The organism is Spiroplasma turonicum, from assembly GCF_001262715.1.
In the GTDB taxonomy this organism is placed as follows: domain Bacteria; phylum Bacillota_I; class Bacilli_A; order Mycoplasmatales; family Mycoplasmataceae; genus Spiroplasma_A; species Spiroplasma_A turonicum.
Map to the genome: position 1 here is coordinate 930,324 of NZ_CP012328.1, position 20,614 is coordinate 950,937.

A 20,614-nucleotide genomic window follows, 5' to 3' on the forward strand; every position below is an offset into this window, starting at 1 on the left:
AAATTTTCCAACTTTATATCTCATTATCCAATATTAAAATTATTTGAAAAAATCAATATATATTAATAAAAGTGTTTTATACTAAAATAACTTTTCTTTTTTTCAAGCTTATAATTTTGATTATAAAACAAGGTATTCAAAAAAAGTAATGACATATGGGGATAAACATTGTTATTTTACATAAATTATATAATTTAATATCAAAATTAGTAGTATGTTCAACTTTAAAAATATAAATCATTTTAGTTCTAATATAAAATGAACTAAATTCTAACAAAACTAAAACTATAGCATAAATTATAAATGAATATTTTCCTAAGCTGAATACATTTTGATTAATTATTATAGAATATACAAGTCATATTTCCAAAAGTAAAAAAGCTAAATAATTAAAGTAAAAAATATTACGAGCTTTTTTAAACTCCCCATTTAGTAAATTTTTTCTTAATGATGTTTTTTCTTCCTGATTGTTTTCAATTACATTTTCATTAATATTTGAACCTTTAACTATTTTTTCTTTAAATAAAAATAAAATAGCCAATATAAAAAAGAATGGTAGAAAAACTATAATGACACCATCTTTTGTTGTTAAAATTGATAGTACAAACATTATAAAACTAATAATTGAGATCAATTCTACTATTTCTGGGATAATTTTAATTTTCATTAATGTTAACACAAACAAAGTAATAGTTAAAATTAATGTATAACTGATTGTGAATGAATATAAAACTATCGTTTCAGTATAACTTTGAGTAATATTTGGGGCACGATCATTAATAATGTTATAAATTATAGAACCTACACCAGTTACTATATAAAGTAAATAAATTGATTGTAAAAGTAACTGATAATTTTTTTCTTTCATTTAATTTCAACTTCTTTCTAAATTTAACTAATAGTTAAATATACTAATAATTACTTTAAACTCCTTTTGGTAAAATCACAAATATTTTAAGTTATTATAGTTGTTAATAATTTGTCTTTAAAATCATTTAATATATTCTATTTAAATATCTTGATATATCTTTATTTTATTATTTATTTATCAAGAGTATTATTATTTAAAAATTGAACATAACTAAAAATAATAACTGTAATAATTAACTTTCCTATTAGACTTACTATTATTCATCTCTTATGATTCCTTTCAATCTTTTAACTACTATTATTATATTACAATTTATTTATATAAAAATATTTTATATAAACAAAAAAGTGTTTTATTTTTGTAGATAGTGTTAATAAATCATTATGTTAAAAGTAATTAAATAAAATCTAAAGAATTAGTAATTAAATAACCCGGATATAATCATAAACTTTGATTTATTAAATGTTGATTTACTTTTTACTTTCGTTAGCTTATTCCTATGATTAGCATAAAAATTAAAGCTCTTTCTAGTTTAAATTTATTCTTAAATAATTTAAAGATAGAATTTATTTTTTATTAAAGCACTTAAAACTAAAAATAGCTCAAACATTTTAAATTTATTTGTAATGTTTTAAAATTTATTTAGCAACTTTATCCTTAAATTCATCGTATTTACCAATAGATATAAGATTATATGTTTCATCATTATTCAAATTTATACTTTTTAACTTAAATTGTTTTTGGTTAAATATAATAAAAATTATATAAGATAAAAAACTTACTACTGGAACAAATAACATAAATAAATTTGTTATAAAAATTTTCTTATTTGTTTCAATGTTATATTTAAACACTTGAATAAATTTAACTCTTATTTGAAAAATTAATACTTCGAAGAAAAATAAAATTATATAAATAGTTAAATCATTGTAACTAAAAATTATTGGTTCCTTATTATTTTTAATTGAATATGTTATATCTATAATACCAAAAACCAAAATAATTATTTGAGTTATAGAAAGTAATAAATACCCAATTATATTTATTTTTCAAATTGATAAAAAAACTTTTTTCATGATTGTTCTGATCTCCCTAATACGGCTATAACAAGCTTAAATTTTAAACTAACCACCATTATTGAAACTGCAACTTTTAAAGAATTAAAATATAAGTGCTACTATTCTTAAATTTATAAAATTAATAATTAAAAGTATTTATAGTCTTTGCATAATTGATGATTAAAATTAATAAAAAAGTTTAATTTAACTGATGATAATGATGATTGAAAACCATTTTCTACAAAATTTGTAAAATAATTAATTTATTATTTATTATGTAAATTAATTTAATTTAATTAAAATATAATTTCCAATAGAATCACAATTATAATCTTTGTCTAATTAACTTCTTATATGATTTTTATAAGAGTATCAATTTTCTAAACTAATAAAACTTATTTTAGATTTTTTTAGATAAACTATTTCTTGTTGATAAGTATAAATAATCATTGTTATGATACTCTATTTTATTGTTTTGTATATAAAAGATTAGAATTTAAAAATATTTTTGTATATGTTTTTTTATATATCCATTCTTTATATTTATATTTAAGATAATAAATCATTTATATAAACATTATTATTATATAAAATTACTTTTAAGTTTACAATAAGAGTAAATAAGAAACATTTTATTGAAAATAGTTAATTATTTTAAATCATAATTAATTAGTTTTAAATATTATTTTCTTTAATTTATTAATACTTATAAATATATTTATTTTTTAAGTCAAAATTGATTAAAATACTTATTATTTAGAAACGACTATTATTAATATACATGACCCAGCAAATACAAAACATATTAAAATACTGAAGGTTAAAAAATGTTCTTTTGTAAAACTTCATATACCAGCTAACCCGCCCCTATAAGATTTATCTAATTTAATAGTGCTAGTATTTTTATTTTGTTTACTCTTTAAAACTAGTTTCAATATTATTAAAATTATTGCTATTATTAAAAAACCAATTGCAGAACCTAAAAATATTCATTTCTCTGTAGTCATTATATTAATCCAATCTATTTATATTTTTATTGTAATTAATTAATAATAAAAAATCTAGTTAATTAAACTAGATTATATATTATTTATTTCTTCTTGGAATAAACTTAACGGTAGTGTCTTTAATTGCTTTATCAATCTGATGTTTTGATTCTAAGTCATTTTTTTGTTTAGAATTTACTTCCTTTAAAGTTTTCAATTCTTCTTTCATTTGTGTTTTTTGTTCCACTAATCTTAATTTTTCTTCTTCTTTTAAAACTTTTTTCTCTTCTTTTGTTAACTTAACTTTTTTCTCAGCTATAGCAATTCTTTTTCTGGTATCTTCAAGTTCAAGTTCTTTATTTACTTGTCAAGTTGTTGTATAATTTTTCTTTCCTTCTTTTGTAGTAATTCCTTCAACTTCAAAAGATCTAGTTGCCATTAATTTATTTGTTTTTGCTTCAAAAATGTTAACAACTACATCAAAAACATCTCTATACTTGTATTCAGGTCCTTTTCTTGCATAAACTTTTTCATATTCCAGTTTTACATTTTTTAAATTATTACTTTTAGATAAGTAACTTTTTATTTCTTCTCTAACTATTTTTTTTCGTTTTTGTTGCTCAACTTTTTGTGCTTTTTTACTTGTGATAGATGAAACAACAATAAATATTAAAACTATAACTATAACTACCCCAATAATAGCGGGTGTCATTAATTCACTCATAGATAATCTCCTTAATACAATTTAATTTTACAATAAAATTTTAAAAAACACTATCAATAATGCCACCACCAATACAAATATTATTTAGGTATAATACTGCTTGTTGCCCTTCTGTAATTGCTCTTAGTGGCTTTGTAAAAACTATTTTTAAATTTTTTGAATCCATTTTTAAAACTTTTACATCTACATCTTCTTGTCTGTATCTAAACTTTGCAGAGCAAGTAAATTCATCATCTAAAAAATAACTGTTTGGTTTAATAATTCAATTGAAATTGCTAACCAAACAACCATTTGAATATAAATATTTTGTTTCACTTTGACATGATACATATAGGATTTTTTTCTCAATGTCCTTTTTTGCAACATAATAAGGTTCTTTATAACCACCTAAATTCAAACCTTTTCTTTGACCAATTGTATAATACATTACTCCTATGTGAGATCCAAGCTTTGTATTTGTTTCAATGTCAATTATATCTCCAGGAATGTTAGGAATATAATTTTGTAAAAACTTAGTAAAGTTTCTTTCTCCAATAAAACATATACCAGTTGAATCTTTTTTATTAGCAACACTCAAACCATAATTTGATGCTATTTTTCTGACTTCAGGCTTTGTATATTTATACAATGGAAATAATGTTTTAGATAATTGAAATTGATTTAATTCAGACAAAAAATAACTTTGATCTTTATTATCATCAACTGCTTTTAAAAGTTCAAACTCTTTGTTTTTTTCATTATAAATTACACCTGCATAATGGCCCATTGCTATAAAATCTGCACCAAGTTGTTCTATTGCATGTTTAAGAAATAAGTCAAACTTAATAAATTTGTTGCATAAAATATCAGGATTGGGTGTTCTACCTTTTTTATACTCTTCTAAAAAATATTCAAACACTTTATCTCAATACTCTTTTATAAAATCAACTCTATGTATTTTAATATTTAACTTTTCTGCAACTTGAATTGCATCATTATAGTCTTGTTCTTGAGGGCATATATTTCCATTAAATGAGTTACCTAAAAAGTCATTATTAATATTACTATCTCAGTTTCTCATAAACAGACCTTCAACATCATATCCTTCATCTAATAATAATTTAGCAGATACAGATGAGTCTACTCCACCACTAAGACCTACAATTACTTTCTTTTTAATTGCTATCACCTTTTTTATTTAACTTTTTAAGTTTCTTCTTTTCTTGTTTTGCAATTTTTGAAATATTTTTAATATATTTTGAATCATCTAATAAACTTTCAAAATCTTTAAATTCAACAATATCTTTATTTGTGTCTTCATTTTTTAATTTTTTTGCTTTTTGGACAATCTTACTTAATAATTGAGTTGTATCTGATGATTTATTTTCAAAAATTTCTTTTACATGTTCTTTTAATTCTTGTTTTGAACTGTAATTATTTAAAACTTTATTAAAATCATCTAAGGTATCACTAACTGTATAATCATAATCACTTGTTATAGGGACTCTTTTATTAATTTCTTTATTTTTTAAAGATTTTGTCTTATCTTTTTTAAAATCTGAACTTAATTCTTCTAAAATTTTTGAATCATCTTCTTTTAAAATATTTTTTTTAGGCATTTTTTCAATAACATTTGATTCTTCACTTAATTTTTGATCTATTACTATATTTTTTTTAGATTCATTTAAATTGTTATTTAATGTTATTTCGCTATTGTTAATATTTTCTTGCAAATCACTTTGTTTATTATTTTTATTTATAGAATCAGTTCTATTATCACTTGTAGATAAATCAGTTTGCTTTAACATATCATTCATTTTAGACTCGAATAACTCTTCATTCACAAAAGAGTTTTTATTATCTTGTTTTTCAGAATCATTATTTACACCAGAGTTATCGATATGCTCTTTTTCAATGTCATCATTTAACTTGTCATAAAATTTACCAAAGCTTTTTTGTAAATCATTAAAGAAATCTTGGTCTTCTTTAGTCATATTTTCAGAATAAAATTGCTCATTATTTTTTTTATATTCTTGGTAAGCAGTTTTGTTGTTTTTGTAATCTTTACTGTGCAAATATTTTTTAAAGCGTGAATTTTGAAAATCTGAACGTATTTTTGTTTTAATCTTAGAGAAGTTGTTTTTTATTTCTTGCATATCTAGTTCAGTTGATTCTTTTTTTTCTAATGAGGAATCATTATTAATAATATCTTCACTTATAATTTCTTTTAAACTTTGATTAGTCTTGTTTTTATCACTAGTACCAACAACATTTATTTTATTATTAGGAGTTTCATCAACATTATTTTCTGCTTTTTTATATTTTTTATCAATTTCTTCAGTAATAAAATCTTTTAATTTATCTATAATTTGATCTGATGCAATCTTATCATAATAGCTTAAATTACTTTTACTACTCTTTGGTTCGTTTGTTTGAGATAATTTGTAATTTTTAAAATTATCTTTTAATTTAACATTAATTTTATTTAATAACTTATCTTTATCAAGCTGTTCTTGTTCATAAGCTGCTCTTCTTAAAGTTATAATTTCTTCTCTTATTTTAGATGGTTTTTGAAAAGCATATTTATCTTGAATACTAAAACTTTCATATCTTGGCTTTTGTAAGTCGAATTTATTAAAAGTGATTGTTTTGTCTTTAGGTTTAAAAAAGTTTGAATTTGGATTTTGAATTAAAGATATTTTATTATTTTTATTAATTTCATTAATTTCATTGATGTCTATTGTTTTGTTTAAATCATATGTTGTTGAAAAGTCTAAATCATCTTCAAATCAAAACCTTTCGTCATCTTCATAATCCTCATCTTCAATTATTCCATCATAACCTTCTTTTAGAATTTTTAAAACCTTAATTTTTTCAGACATTTTAATCACCTACTTTTATTTTTTATTATTTCATTTGAATGTTAGTGAAGATATTATAAACAATAAAACTATTATTAATATAGCCCCTAATAATGGCTGTCAAGTGCTAGTAAAGTTTTCATATTTTACATCGCCATTATCTACTCAACTACCAATATTAAAACCAGCCTTGTTTCAATCAATAGAATTATATTGTGAATACAACAATAAAGCAACTGGGTATTTTAAAGGTATTAAATATGAAAATATTCTTACCCCTTCAACAGATTCATACAATCTTGGATCAAGCATAACTCCTGAAAAAAATATACAAGTGAAGTATATTATCATTGCTATACCTTCAGAAGCTCCACTGTCTTTAACATTACCACCAATTAATGTAGCAATTCCGATTGCCATTAAAGCAATTAAACTTATTGCCAATATAAAGATACCTCAATTCATATCCTTATAAAGTTCGATTACATCTTTACCTCCAATAATCATACCTGCTAATATTTCTATAATAACTCCTGATCAACCTACTAAAAAGTAAAATAATCATAAACTGAAAACAAAGTTTTTTTTGCTTATACCAGTTGTATCAACTCTCTTTAAGAATATAGAATTTTTTCATTCTACAATTGAAGAAGATAATGAGGTGATAGTAGTTAGACAAGGTAGTGCTAAGTAACCTAAAATTGTGCTACCTTTATTTGTTGAATTCTCTTTTGAAAAAAGGAAATAAAATAAAGTTGTAAAAAACAATGGAACAACATATGTAAATAAAGGCCCTCTTACATTTTTATAAAATGATTTACCAATTAACTTGAATAATTGTGTTGAAATTAAAAAACTTTGTTTAAAACTAAAATCTTTTTGAAAACTAATTCTTTCAGTGTTTTTATTATTTTTCACTTAATTCACCTCTATAAAACATTTCCATTAAATTTCTAACATTTTTAAATTGTTCTTTAACTTCCTCAATAGATTTATCCATTAGTACTTTTTTATTATCTATAATAATTATTCTATTACATAATTTTTCTACTTCTTCAGGATGATGAGAAACAATTATAAGAGTTTGTTTTTTAGAAACAACTTCTTTAAAAAAGTTTAATATTTTAAATTGCAATTCCATATCTAAACCAGTTGTTAATTCGTCTAATACAATCAACTTGGGATTATTTATAATCGATAATAATGCATTAAACCTTTGTTTTTGACCACCACTCAACCTATTTAAAGGAGTTTTATAAAATGTTTTTATTTCAAATGTTTTATCCAATTCCTCAAATTTTTTAATTGAAAAATTAGGAAATACTGATGTATAAAATTCTATTATATCTTTGGCGCATAATCCAGAAGGTCAATTACCCTCTTGAAATTGTATTCCAATTTCTTGTTTCAAATTTTTACCAATGTTAATTATAATTTCACCTTTTGTTGGTTTAGTAATTTTAGCAATCATTTCAACTAAGGTTGTTTTTCCTGCTCCATTTTTTCCTAGAATTGCCACAGATTCACCTTGATTAATAGTTAATGAAATGTTTTGCAAAATAGTTTTGTTTTTAAAGCTTTTAGTTAAGTTTTTTATTTCCACTAATTTCATATATTCTCCTATTTAATTCTAACATTTTTAAGACTTTATTGCTAATTTAAGTAATTATGAACAAAACCAAAAGAATACTTTTGGTTTTGTTCATATTAATCTAATAAATTATTACTTACTTTAAATTCAGTTTCTTTTTCAAGTAACTCAAACGCTGCTTTTTCGGATTTAGATAATGTATCTGGAATAACAATGTTAATCTCTAATAATAAGTTACCCCTGTTCGAGCTTTTAACACCTTTATATAAACCATGATTTTTTACAGTTATAACATCACCATTTTTTATTCCTTTTGGGATTTTAATTGTTTTATTACCATCAAGTGTAGTTATTGTGATTTCATTAGATAACAAAGCATCTATATAACTTAAATCAAATTTGAATTTAATATCATAATCATCTACAATATTTAGCCTATTTGATGAACGTAAATCTATATTTATATATATATTGCCTTTTGATTTTGAAACAGTTGAATAATTACCTATATTTCTCATAACAATTTGTTGACCTGGTGTTAAACCTTTTGGAATTGGTATTTTAATTGTTTTATTTTTTACAAAACAACCATCACCTTTACACTCTTTACAAGGATTTTTAATAATCTTTCCTTCTCCATTACATTTTGGACAAGCTTGTTGAGTTTGAAATTTTGCTATCCCCATGTCTTGAACTACTGTAACAACACCTTGACCTTTACAAGTGTCACAAGTTGTAATGTCACTTTTTGACATAGCTCCAATTCCATTACAAGTTTCACATTCTGATACTAAATCTAATTTAACTTCTTTATCAACACCAAACATTAATTCCTTTAGATTTAAATCTACATCAATTACTATATCCTTAGCTCTTGAACTTCTTGAGTTTGATGCTCTTGAGCCTGAAGAAAATCCTGAACTACTTCCTCCACCAAAAAAACTTGAAAAAATATCTGAGAAGAAATCGTTTCCACCACCCATGTTTGAGAAAAAGTCACTGAAACCAGATCCAAAACCACTAAATGAAGATCCAAAACCACTTAAACCATCGTGTCCAAATTGATCATATGCTTTTCTTTTTTTATCATCTAACAGTACCTCTGCAGCTTCGGTTGCTTCTTTAAACTTATCTTCTGCATCAGGCTCTTTAGAAATATCTGGGTGATATTTTTTAGCTAACTTTCTATATGCTTTTTTTATTTCATCTTCACTAGCATTTTTAGAAACACCTAATACTTCATAATAGTCACGTTTTTTCGCCATTATAAACTCCTATATATCTATTGATAAAAAACAACCAAATGGTTGTCTTTAGTTGTTATTTTTTATCTTCTTCTTTATTTGAATCATCTATTTGTTCATTAGGTTGATTCTGAGCTTGTTGAGCCATCATATCTGATGCCATTTTCATTGCTTGTTCTAATTCAGTCATTTTTTTCTCTAGACCTTCATAATCATCTTTTGCAATTAACTCTCTAATTTCTTTTGCTAATTCCTCTGATTGTTTTTTTTGCTCATCATTAACTTGATCTTTTGCTTCATTTAATGAAGATTCTATAATATTTAAATAACTTTCTGCTTTATTTTTTAATTCAATGTTTTTACGTTTTTTCTCATCAGCTTCATGGTTTTCTTCTGCTTCTTTAACCATTCTTTTAATTTCATCTTCACTTAGGCTTCCTGAATTAGAAATTGTTATAGTTTTTTCTTCATTTGTATCTTTGTCTTTTGCAGTAACTGAAACAATACCATTAACATCAATTTTGAATGTTACTTCAATTTGTGGAACTCCTTTTGGAGCAGGTTTTATACCAGTTAATTGAAATTGTCCTAATGATTTATTATCTGAAGCCATAGGTCTTTCACCTTGTAAAACATTAATATCAACAGCAGGTTGATTGTCAGCCGCAGTTGAGAATACTTGTGATTTTTCAGTAGGAATTGTTGTGTTTCTTGGAATTAATGGTGTCATAACTCCACCCATAGTTTCAATACCTAAAGTAAGTGGTGTAACATCTAATAACAATACATCTGTAACATCACCAGCTAGAACCCCACCTTGGATTGCTGCTCCCATTGCAACAACTTCATCTGGATTAATAGTTCTGTTAGGTTCTTTACCTAATAATGATTTAACCATTTCTTGAACAGCAGGTATTCTAGTTGAACCCCCAACTAATAATACTTGATCAATTTCAGTAGCTTTTAACTTAGCTTCACTTAATGCATCTTGAACTGGTTTTTTAGTTCTTTCAACTAAATCTTTAGTCATTTTTTCAAATTCTGCTCTTGAAAGTTTTGTTGAGAAGTTTACAGGACCATTCTCATTCATTGCTATGAATGGTAAATTAATTTCTGTTTCTAATTGACTTGAAAGATTTATTTTTGCTTTCTCAGCTTCATCTTTAAATCTTTGTAAAGCCATTTTATCTTTAGATAAGTCAATATTTGCTTCTTTTTTAATTTTATCAGCTATTCAATCCATGATTTTTTTATCAAAATCATCTCCACCAAGCATATTATCTCCTGATGTAGATAAAACATCATAAGTACCATCTGCTAATTCTAACAATGAAACGTCAAATGTTCCACCACCCAAGTCATAAACAAGGACTTTCATTTCCTTATCTTTTTTGTCAATCCCATATGCTAAAGCTGCAGCAGTTGGTTCATTTATAATTCTTTCAACTTCTAAACCTGCAATTTTACCTGCATCTTTAGTAGCTTTACGTTGTGCATCATTGAAATATGCAGGAACAGTTATAACAGCCTTGTTAATTTTAGTTCCTAATTTATCTTCGGCATACTTTTTAAGATATCTTAATATTTCTGCAGATATTTGTTCTGGTGTGTAATCTTTATTTTCAAGATTTCTTTTTTTATTTGTACCCATATCTCTTTTTATTGATATTGCAGTGTTTGGATTTGTAACTGCTTGTCTTTTAGCTGCTCCACCGACTATAATGTCATTGTTCTTAAATGCAACAACTGATGGTGTAGTTCTTTGTCCTTCAGGGTTTTCTAATACCATTGGTTGACCACCTTCCATTATTGCAACACAAGAGTTTGTTGTTCCTAAATCTATACCTATAATTTTTTCTTTTGCCATTTTAATATTCCTCCTAATTTTTATTTTGCAACTTTTACATTTGCATGTTTTATAACTCTATCATGTAATTTATAACCGTTTGATATAACATTTGTGATTTTACCACTGCTAAATTTTTCTGTTTCAATTTGTTCAATTGCAGAATGCAATTCAGGATCAAAATCATCTCCCTCTTTTACATCTATTCTTGATATTCCTGAATTTGAAAGTGCTTGATCTATCTGACTTACAATCATTTCAAACCCCATTAAATAATTTTTAATTTCAGGATTTTCAGGTGAAGAATTTAATACACTTCTAAACATATCAATAGCAGGTAATATATTCGATGCTAGTTTTTCACCTGCATATTTTTTGATGTTTAAGTATTCATTTTGAAATCTTTTAACAGTGTTTTGACTATCTGCTACTGCCATTAGTTTTTCTTCTTCTAACTTCTGATTTTTTTCAACTAAATCTACTATTCAGTACTCAAGTTTTTCGATGTCTGATATTTCTTTTTCTTCTTTTAATTCGTTGTCAATTTCGGTTTTCTCTTGATCTAGTTTTTCTTGATTTTTTATATTTTTATTTACTTTTTGTTTTTCGTTTTCAATATTTCCATTTATTTCTCTTTTTAATTTATCTATTAAATCAAAAAGTTCTTTACTATTTTTTGGTTCCATCTTTACTCCTCTCCTAAAAACTTACTTTCTATTTTTTTTCGAATTCAATCAAGTAAATCAGACACCTTATCATATTCAATTCTTTTCGGTCCTACAAGCGCAAGTGCAGCTTTATTACCAAGTTCAGTTGTGAAATCAGTCTTTACAACAGCGAAATCATCATTTTCTATACCTGTTTCAAACCCAATTGCAACAGATGTTTTTGAACTTTTTTTGCTTTGTGAATTAAACCATGCAAACGGTGAAGCAGTTTCAATAAATTCAATGATACTTTTAATTTTTTTTGGATCATTAAACTCTGGATTTTCAAGCAAATACTTAACTCCACTAGTTTTTGACTTATTAGATTCTGTATGAATTAATGCACCAACCAATGTTTGCAATATAAATTCACATTTTTTTACTTGTTTTTTTAATATTGGAATGATTACTTGAGACTTTGTTTCAATTTCAGAAATTTTTGAGTTAATTAATCTTTCATTGAAAAGGTCTATTGAAATAGTAAGATCATTTAATGCAACTTGGTCTAAACTTATAGTTTTATTTTGAATATGACCATTAGATAGTACAAATAAAACTGCCGCTTTAGTATTGGTTAGTTGTATTAATTCAACTTTAGAAAGTTTAACTTCATCAATTTCATTTGAAGTAACAACTATTGTTGCCAACTTTGTCATTTCGCTTATTAAGTTAGAGGTCTTGTCTAAAATTTCGTCAATAGACAAATCTCTTTTTGAAAATATTTTTTCAATTTTAGTTTTAATGTTGTCGTAATTGTTAACTTCCATAAGATTATCAACATAATATCTATATCCCTTTGTTGATGGAACTCTTCCTGATGAAGTATGGGCCTTTTCTATAAAACCTTGTTCCTCAAGAAATGCAGATTCATTTCTTATGGTTGCTGGTGAGACTTCTATTTCAATAATTTCTTGTATTCTTTTAGAACCAATTGGAGATGCTGTTTTAATATATTCATCAATAATTGCTTTTAAAATTTGTTCTTGACGTTTTGATAGCATCTATTTCCTCCATTAAAAACACACAATCATAGTTTACCAATAGCACTCTAATTATTCAAGTGCTAATTTAATTTATTTGATGAAGTTATAACAAAATTATTATTTTGTACATCAACAACATAATTTCTCTTAGGCTCTATTTCTTCAGATACAATGGCTCTAGCAATTAATGTTTCTAAATTTTTTTCAATATAACGTTTTATAGGCCTAGCACCATATTCTTTATTAAAGCCTTCATCTAGTATTTTATCAATTACGATTTCAGTAAAGTTTACTAAATAATCATTGTTAATTAGTACTCTTTCTTTTAGCTCATTTAATGTTTTTATAATTATTTCTTTAATTATTTCTTTAGATAATGAATTAAAAGTAATTACATTATCAATTCTATTAACAAATTCAGGTCTAAAGAATTTTTTTAGTTCTTTGTCAATCACTTCTTGATCAATTAACTCGCTAGGCGTACTCATCAAATATTCTGAAGCTATATTAGAAGTCATTATTATAATTGTATTTTTAAAATCAACTGTTTTACCAAGTGAATCAGTTATTCTACCATCATCTAATATTTGTAAGAAAATATTAAATACATCAGGATGTGCTTTTTCAACTTCATCAAAAAGTACAATTGAATAAGGAGTTCTTCTTATTGCTTCAGTTAATCTTCCACCTTCTTCATAACCAACATACCCTGGTGGAGAACCTATTAATTTTGATACTGATTGTTTCTCCATATACTCTGACATATCAAATCTAACCATTTTTTTATCACTACCAAATAAAGTTTTTGCCAATGATCTAGCTACTTCTGTTTTACCAACACCTGTTGGTCCAAGAAATAAGAAACTACCAATTGGTTTGTTTGGGTCTTTTATACCACTTCTACTTCTTAAAATTGCATCCGAAACAAGGTCTAATGCTTGATTTTGTCCTTTAACCATTCTCCTTAGATTTGTTGATAAATGTAGTAATTTTTGTTTTTCAGACTCCATTAGATTTTCAACTTTTATTCCAGTTCACTTTGAAATAATTTTAGCAATTTCATCGTCTGTTACTTCCTCTGACATTAATTTTTCTTTATTATTATCTAAAGAACTTAATAATTGTTTTTGTAATGCAGGTAATAAAGAGTATTGAATTTCACCAGCTCTTTCGTATTTTCCTTCTGATTGAGCGCTTTCTAATTCCAACTTCAATGAATCAATTGTTGATCTATATTTGTTAATATTTGCAAGTGATTTTTTTTCATTTTCTCATTTTGAATTTAACTCTTCTTGACTTTTCTTTAAAGTTTCAAGTTCTTTTTCACATTGTTGTAATCTTTCAGTTGATTTTTCATCAACTTCTTTTGATAATGCTGCTTTTTCAATTTCTAACTGCATAATTTTTCTATTTAATTGATAAAGTTCAGTTGGAACTGAAGCAATTTCTGTTTTAATTGTCGCACTTGCTTCATCAACTAAATCAATAGCCTTATCAGGTAAAAATCTATCTGAAATATATCTATCACTTAAAACAGCAGCTGCAATAAGAGCGTTATCATGAATTCTTACTCCATGATAAGTTTCAAATCTTTCTTTTAAGCCCCTTAGAATAGATATTGTTTCATCTATAGTTGGTTCACTTACATATACCTTTTGAAATCTTCTTTCTAATGCAGCATCTTTTTCAATATATTCTCTATATTCTTTTAAAGTGGTTGCACCAATTACTTTTATTCCACCTCTGGCTAATGATGGTTTAAGTAAATTTGAAACATCCATTCCTCCACCATTACCTGTTTTACCAGCACCCACTATTAAATGTAGCTCGTCAATAAATAAAATTACTTCTCCATTCTCTTTTTGAATTGCATTTACAATACCTTTAATTCTAGCTTCATAATCACCTAAAAAACTTGCTCCAGCCATTACACTACCCATATCTAATTCCAATATTTTTTTGTTTCTTAGATTACTTGGTACATCACCTTTGTTGATTCTTTGAGCTAAACCTTCAGCAATTGCAGTTTTACCAACTCCTGGTTCACCAATTAGGACTGGATTATTTTTTGTTTTTCTACTTAAAATACGGATAACTCTCATTATCTCGTCATCTCTTCCAATTATTGGGTCAATTTTTCCTTCTTTTGCATCCAATGTTAAATTCCTAGTATATTTATTTAAAATATCTGGGTCATTCATTGGGTCCGGTCTTTGATTAAAGTCCATATTATACCTCCCTCTTGATTAGCACTCTCTACACTTGTTTGCTAAACAATATAATAATACTAATATTTTTAGCAATGTCAATATATAAGTGCTAATTTTTTTAAATTTTTTACACTTTTAAAGTTAGATGTTAATATCTTTATGAGGTAAAAATGAGACATTTGATAAAAAGCATGAATAATTTGCAAAAATATCCTCTAAATTAATTATTTAGAGGAGGGCCAATGAAAAAGTTCAATAGAAGTGATCTTATTTTTAAAATAACTTTTTGTGCTTTGTTTTCTGCTTTTTTAACTGTTATAAATTTAATATTTTACTTATTACCAGGAATAGAATTTTCATTTCTTATTATAGGTGTACTTTGTTTAATAATGAAAGCTGATATTGTATTTATGATAACAATATGTACTAGTTTTATTTCATTTTTATATAAAACACCTTTATTTGATGGTATTAGTTACTTATTAACAAATTTAATAGTTTTTAGTTTATTTACTTTAACTAGAAAGCATTTATTAAAACAAAGATGGTTAATTTTTGTTTTTTTTATTTTAATTAGTATGGTATATCACAGTTTAATTTTCTTACTTTGATATTCAGTGACTGATTATAAACAAGCACTAGCAATTTACTTATCAAAAACAATTGATATTCACATTATATTTGTTTTATATCTTATATTACCAATACTAATTTTTAATAAAATTGAAAAGGTTATATACAAATTATCGTCTAGACATTTAAAAATTATAAATAATGATTATGTAAAATATGTAGAAATAGAGGTAAGCAAAATGAATCATTATAGTGATAAGAAAATTAATTATAATTTTCAAATGATTTCTCTAGTATTATCAATGAATTTATTATTAAGTTTCTTTTCTTTTGTACCATTTGCATTAAATAAAACTTTTAACCATTATTATATTGCTTTAATATTAATTATTCCAATACTAATGTTATTTTTTACACCATTATGAATGAAGTTAAAGAAAAAAACAAGTAATAGAATTGTATTAATTCACAATTCAATTGGTTTGCTTTTAGCAATTGGTTTAACTATGACATCATTTGTATTAAAAAATAATACTATTGCAATAATATTATTAATTTTTGGATTAATAACATTTGGTATATTTATTGCCGGTTATATTCCTATCAATATTGAAATAATTAAAAGTTATTGTATTAGAACTAACAAAAAAATCACTGTTAATAAATTATTAACAATGATAGGTTTTTTATTAATACCAATTCCATTTATATTAGATAACTTTGTTAATCCAATATATAATTTAACTTACTTTATGTTGTTATCATTATTAATAGTTTCAATAATGATATTAAACAAAAACATTATGAATGAAGGTAATGTTTTAAATGTTAATAAAGAAGATTTTAAAATTGCATTTAATAATAAAAGATTTATGATAAGTATTTTTACTCAAAATTTTTATATGGGTATAGAGAAGTTTTTTGAATATGGTCTAATATTTTTATTCCTTATTTGGTTCGATAATAATAATGTAAGTTACAATTTAATACAAGATAAATTGTACATTTATATAATTCTGGGATATTTAGTTAATTACATTGGTAGATCATTTGGTTATTTAATTAAAGTAAATGAGAATAACACTAAATCATGAAATTACTTTTCTAATAGTCTATATTTGATTGCATTTATTATATTACTAACTTTTATTATTTCAAATGTATTTATTAATTTAAATAATGTAAATCTATATTATAAATCTGTTTTAATTTTCTCACAGTTACTTATAGGGTTTGCATACATAATATTAAAAAGAACAAGAAATAATTTCTATAAAAAAATCCTCAATAATGAAAATTTAAATGGAGCATTTATATTAGATCATGTAATTGGTAATGTTATGTTTTCATTGATAATTGCTATTCTATTTATATTATTCTTTATGTTAGTAACAATTAATATTTATACAATTATAACCTTAATCTCTATACTTTTATTAACTTCACTAGTTATGTTGTTAATTAATATTTATATAATAAATCAAAAAAATCAAAATTTAGTTCAAATATAAATTTTGATTTTTTTCTTTCATAAATGTTACAAATAATTGAAAATAAACATTTATCATTAATTTTAAAATACTTTTTTCAGAGTTATTATAATTTTTAAGTAGACTAACTTGAATTAAGAAATATTTTAACTGCAAGTATTTGTAATCTTTAAAATGTTCAAAGTTAAAACTTAATAGTTTGTCAAAGTTAAATATTAGTTTTCTTAATTCATCTAAAATATAAATTTGTTCATTATCAAAATGAATTCCTTTTGCATTAAGAGCTTCTCTATCCATTATAAAAAGTATAATTTTGTTATTTGAAATATAACTGTCTAAGGGTTGCTTAAGTGTTTTGTATTTTTCAGTTATTGAAAATCAAATATTTTGATCATATCTAAAAGTTAAAATAACTAAAATTTTTAATAAATTAATAATGTCAATACTATAGTTGTAATTTGTGTTTTCTAAGTTTTGCTTTAAATTTTTTATTAATTTATTTATAAATAAATCATTAATACCAATTTTTTTAGTATAAGTTTCTAATTGTTTAAAATTTTTCTTTTTTATTGATATATTAATAATTTGTTCTAACTCGTATTCAACTTTTGAAATGCTTAAATTCATAAAAGTTGTAAATAGTTTTTTTGGCAATATTAAATGACTATAACCATCAAATTTATTTTTTATATTGATATTATTTAAATAAGCAATTTTTTGATTCATATGCTTCCCCTATTAAATAATCGATTTAAAATTATAAAAATGATACTAAAATTTCATTTAATATATTTATTCCTCTAGCAGTACACATTAATTTATTATTCATTATAGTTAATAAACCTTCTTTAATATTATCATTGATAGGCTTTTGAAAATATAAATATGCTTTATTGTTAAGTCCTTCTTTAATATCAATACCATCAATTAATCTTAGACCCATCATCATTATTTGAAAGTATAAATCACTAGTACTTACTAACTCATATTCTTTATTGTATTTAAGATAATTTCCTTTGTTATTTGTTAAATAAAAATTATTATTAATAAATTCAAATCCACTTGCTCCAACACCAACTCCTGCAAATAAATCACAGTTCCAATATGATAAGTTGTGAATAGATTTTTTATTAGATGTTAAAGAATAATTAGATATTTCATACCTTGAATAATCCAAGTCCTTAAGACCATTGTTTACTATATTATCAAAATCTTCATCATTTGATGGTTTTTTTAATTTCATTTTACCTCAAACTGAATTTTCCTTCATTATTAGTGAATATCATGAAATATGGTCTGGTTTTAAATTGCTTATATAATCTAAATCTGTGTAGATATTGTTGGGTTTTTGATCAAACAAATTATACATTAAATCAATGCTTATATTATTAAAACCAACTTTACGAGCAGTTTTATATGCTTCAATTGCTTTAGAATTATCATGTACTCTACCAATTTTTTTTAATAGTTCATTATCAAAACTTTGCACACCAATGCTTAATCTATTTATATTATGTTTTTTATAAATTTTTAATTTGTCATATGTAACTGATTCAGGATTTAATTCAATACTGTATTCTGAAACATACTTAGTATACTTATCAAGTATTTTGCACATTCTAATAGTTTGTTCATTATCTAAACAACTGGGTGTTCCACCACCAATATAAATTGTCTGAATGTAATCTAATTTATCATTATAAGAATTTAATTCTAGTTCTAATTTATCTAAATATTCATAAATTAACTCTTCTTTTTTTGTAGGTTTTTTGACCTTTACAAAGTCACAATAAAAGCAAATATGTTCACAAAATGGAATGTGAACATATAAACTTTTAATATCTTTTTTTATTGACCAAATTTTCATGGTTTTAATGACTGTCCTTTTTTTCTTCTAATAATTAATCAAGGAATTAGAATTACAAATAAAAGCAATAGTATAACTATACAAAATATAATAATACATATTTTATTAGCTCTTTTTTTAATATTTTTAATTTCTTGTTCTGGTATTATTTCATATCCATAATATGAGATAATATTATTTTTTCTATTTCTTGTTGATATTATATTAACTACATGAACCAATAAAGCTACTAATAAAACTATTATATTTACAGTAATTTCTGATTCTAATGTTTTTAAAGTTCCAATTGTTCAAAATAATACATATGCAGTTTTGCCAGCTTGAGTTTGCAATGTGTATAAAATTCCAAGCACTATTGAACCGAATATATAAGTTGAAAAACATATTCAATTTATATAAATGGATCTAGAAATTAATGCTTTATAATTTCTAGTTATAAAATATGGTATTGACTCATTTCCCATTAATAAATCTCTCTCATATTTCTTTACATTTGAAAATAACAGAGTGAAATCAGTTAAACTAATTCCGAAAAATCCTACAGAAATAATTAAAAGAAGTATTGAAAAGAAAGGATACATTACTTGTTCTTTTTTTAATCCAATAAATTTAGAAATTGAATCATCAGTTTTATAATATACAGCCAACATAAGTGATGTAGTTAAAATTCCTACTAAACCAACTACAAATAATAAAAATACTCTCAACTTTTCGCTTTTAATTTCACGCCCAATTTCTTTAGGTATAATTGATGCTTCTTTTAATCTTTTTTTGTATGTGTTATCAATTCTATAAGGATTATAATTGTTTGAGCTTGATGGTGCATAATTTACATTATTAAAGTTCATATTTTGATAATTATTATGAAATTGATTAATATTTGAGAACTCTTCATAACCATATTGCATTTGATCATTGTAATTGTTGTAATTATCTAAATAAATAGGTCTATTATATTGCTGTTGATAATCCATATTATTATTTTGTAAATATGAATTATTATATGGATCAAAATACTTGCTAGGTAAATTTAAATCATTTTGATAATAATTTTGATAGTTATTATCATTTATATAGTTGTTATTTTCAAAATCTAAACGGTCTTGTCTATAATTATTCAAAAATTGGTTTTGAGATCTGTAATTATTATCATATTTATTAGGAATGTAATTTTGATTAACTGTGGGGTTATAATATTGATTATTTTGCATTTGATATTGATTGTAGTTTTGTTCTAGATTTAATTTATTATAATTTTCATTATATTTTGTCCTATTTTTTAATAAGTTTTCTTGATAAGATTGAATATTTTCAGAATTATTTTGAGGTTGTATATTACTTTGGGGTTGTATATTATTTTGAGGTTGTATATAAGGATTGTACTGATTAAATTGTTGTTGATTATTATAATTTTGTTGATTTTGATTATATTGTGAAATTTGATTTGGGTTATTGTTTAAAGAATATTGTTGTGATTGATTATCAATTTGTTGAAAATTCTGACCATAATAATTTTGAGGTGAATGATTAGGAAATGAAAAATTACCAACATTTTGTGGTTGTTGATTATTTGTTTGACTTTTTGGTTTTATAAAATCCATTCATTTGCCCATAAAAATGCCCC

Annotated in this window: 17 protein-coding genes; 1 reads left to right on the forward strand and 16 read right to left on the reverse strand. The window is 23.8% G+C overall.

What is annotated here, in order from left to right:
- Positions 1-76: 76 nt before the first annotated feature.
- From STURON_RS04080 to STURON_RS04140, 13 genes are all read right to left on the reverse strand, one after another.
- Complete coding sequence (locus STURON_RS04080; RefSeq protein WP_075048608.1) at positions 77-868, reverse strand: hypothetical protein; 792 nt, start codon at positions 866-868, stop codon at positions 77-79.
- A 641-nt stretch (positions 869-1,509) separates the two neighbouring features.
- Positions 1,510-1,947 (reverse strand): hypothetical protein, encoded by a 438-nt coding sequence (locus tag STURON_RS04085; protein ID WP_075048609.1) that lies wholly within the window; start codon positions 1,945-1,947, stop codon positions 1,510-1,512.
- Positions 1,948-2,681: 734 nt separating this feature from the next.
- Positions 2,682-2,936 carry a hypothetical protein gene (locus tag STURON_RS04090; RefSeq protein ID WP_075048610.1) on the reverse strand — a complete coding sequence of 85 codons (255 nt, stop codon included), beginning with the start codon at positions 2,934-2,936 and terminating at the stop codon, positions 2,682-2,684.
- A gap of 79 nt (positions 2,937-3,015) precedes the next feature.
- Entirely contained in the window at positions 3,016-3,639 is a 624-nt protein-coding gene (locus STURON_RS04095; protein ID WP_075048611.1) for a hypothetical protein, read from the reverse strand.
- A 40-nt stretch (positions 3,640-3,679) separates the two neighbouring features.
- Positions 3,680-4,798, reverse strand: a complete 1,119-nt coding sequence (gene mnmA, locus STURON_RS04100) for a tRNA 2-thiouridine(34) synthase MnmA (protein ID WP_075048918.1) — start codon at positions 4,796-4,798, stop codon at positions 3,680-3,682.
- Positions 4,794-6,500: a hypothetical protein gene (locus tag STURON_RS04105; protein ID WP_075048612.1), complete on the reverse strand. Its 1,707-nt coding sequence runs from the start codon at positions 6,498-6,500 to the stop codon at positions 4,794-4,796. Before STURON_RS04105 ends, mnmA begins: the two co-directional genes overlap by 5 nt.
- 15 nt (positions 6,501-6,515) lie before the next feature.
- Complete coding sequence (locus STURON_RS04110) at positions 6,516-7,397, reverse strand: ABC transporter permease (protein WP_075048613.1); 882 nt, start codon at positions 7,395-7,397, stop codon at positions 6,516-6,518.
- Positions 7,387-8,091, reverse strand: a complete 705-nt coding sequence (locus tag STURON_RS04115) for an ABC transporter ATP-binding protein (protein ID WP_075048614.1) — start codon at positions 8,089-8,091, stop codon at positions 7,387-7,389. Before STURON_RS04115 ends, STURON_RS04110 begins: the two co-directional genes overlap by 11 nt.
- A gap of 95 nt (positions 8,092-8,186) precedes the next feature.
- Positions 8,187-9,335, reverse strand: a complete 1,149-nt coding sequence (dnaJ, locus tag STURON_RS04120) for a molecular chaperone DnaJ (RefSeq protein ID WP_075048615.1) — start codon at positions 9,333-9,335, stop codon at positions 8,187-8,189.
- A 55-nt stretch (positions 9,336-9,390) separates the two neighbouring features.
- Positions 9,391-11,181: a molecular chaperone DnaK gene (gene dnaK / locus STURON_RS04125; protein WP_075048616.1), complete on the reverse strand. Its 1,791-nt coding sequence runs from the start codon at positions 11,179-11,181 to the stop codon at positions 9,391-9,393.
- A 20-nt stretch (positions 11,182-11,201) separates the two neighbouring features.
- Positions 11,202-11,846, reverse strand: a complete 645-nt coding sequence (locus STURON_RS04130) for a nucleotide exchange factor GrpE (protein ID WP_075048617.1) — start codon at positions 11,844-11,846, stop codon at positions 11,202-11,204.
- Between the two features lie 2 nt (positions 11,847-11,848).
- Complete coding sequence (hrcA, locus tag STURON_RS04135; RefSeq protein ID WP_075048618.1) at positions 11,849-12,868, reverse strand: heat-inducible transcriptional repressor HrcA; 1,020 nt, start codon at positions 12,866-12,868, stop codon at positions 11,849-11,851.
- Positions 12,869-12,930: 62 nt separating this feature from the next.
- A complete protein-coding gene (locus STURON_RS04140; RefSeq protein WP_075048619.1) occupies positions 12,931-15,078 on the reverse strand; it encodes an ATP-dependent Clp protease ATP-binding subunit in 2,148 nt (715 codons plus the stop codon).
- A gap of 224 nt (positions 15,079-15,302) precedes the next feature.
- On the opposite strand from STURON_RS04140, the gene STURON_RS04145 reads away from it, so the two are divergent.
- Positions 15,303-17,144 (forward strand): hypothetical protein, encoded by a 1,842-nt coding sequence (locus STURON_RS04145; RefSeq protein WP_075048620.1) that lies wholly within the window; start codon positions 15,303-15,305, stop codon positions 17,142-17,144.
- Here the strand turns inward: STURON_RS04145 and STURON_RS04150 are convergent.
- Genes STURON_RS04150 through STURON_RS04160 form a run of 3 tightly spaced genes read right to left on the reverse strand, consistent with a single transcriptional unit; the run spans position 17,130 to position 20,603 of the window.
- Positions 17,130-17,849, reverse strand: coding sequence for a hypothetical protein (locus STURON_RS04150; RefSeq protein ID WP_075048621.1), 720 nt, complete (start codon positions 17,847-17,849; stop codon positions 17,130-17,132). The two genes, STURON_RS04145 and STURON_RS04150, sit on opposite strands and share 15 nt — an antisense overlap.
- Before the next feature lie 31 nt (positions 17,850-17,880).
- A complete protein-coding gene (hemW, locus tag STURON_RS04155; RefSeq protein WP_075048622.1) occupies positions 17,881-18,990 on the reverse strand; it encodes a radical SAM family heme chaperone HemW in 1,110 nt (369 codons plus the stop codon).
- Positions 18,972-20,603: an MSC_0882 family membrane protein gene (locus STURON_RS04160; RefSeq protein ID WP_075048623.1), complete on the reverse strand. Its 1,632-nt coding sequence runs from the start codon at positions 20,601-20,603 to the stop codon at positions 18,972-18,974. Before STURON_RS04160 ends, hemW begins: the two co-directional genes overlap by 19 nt.
- Between the last annotated feature and the right edge of the window lie 11 nt (positions 20,604-20,614).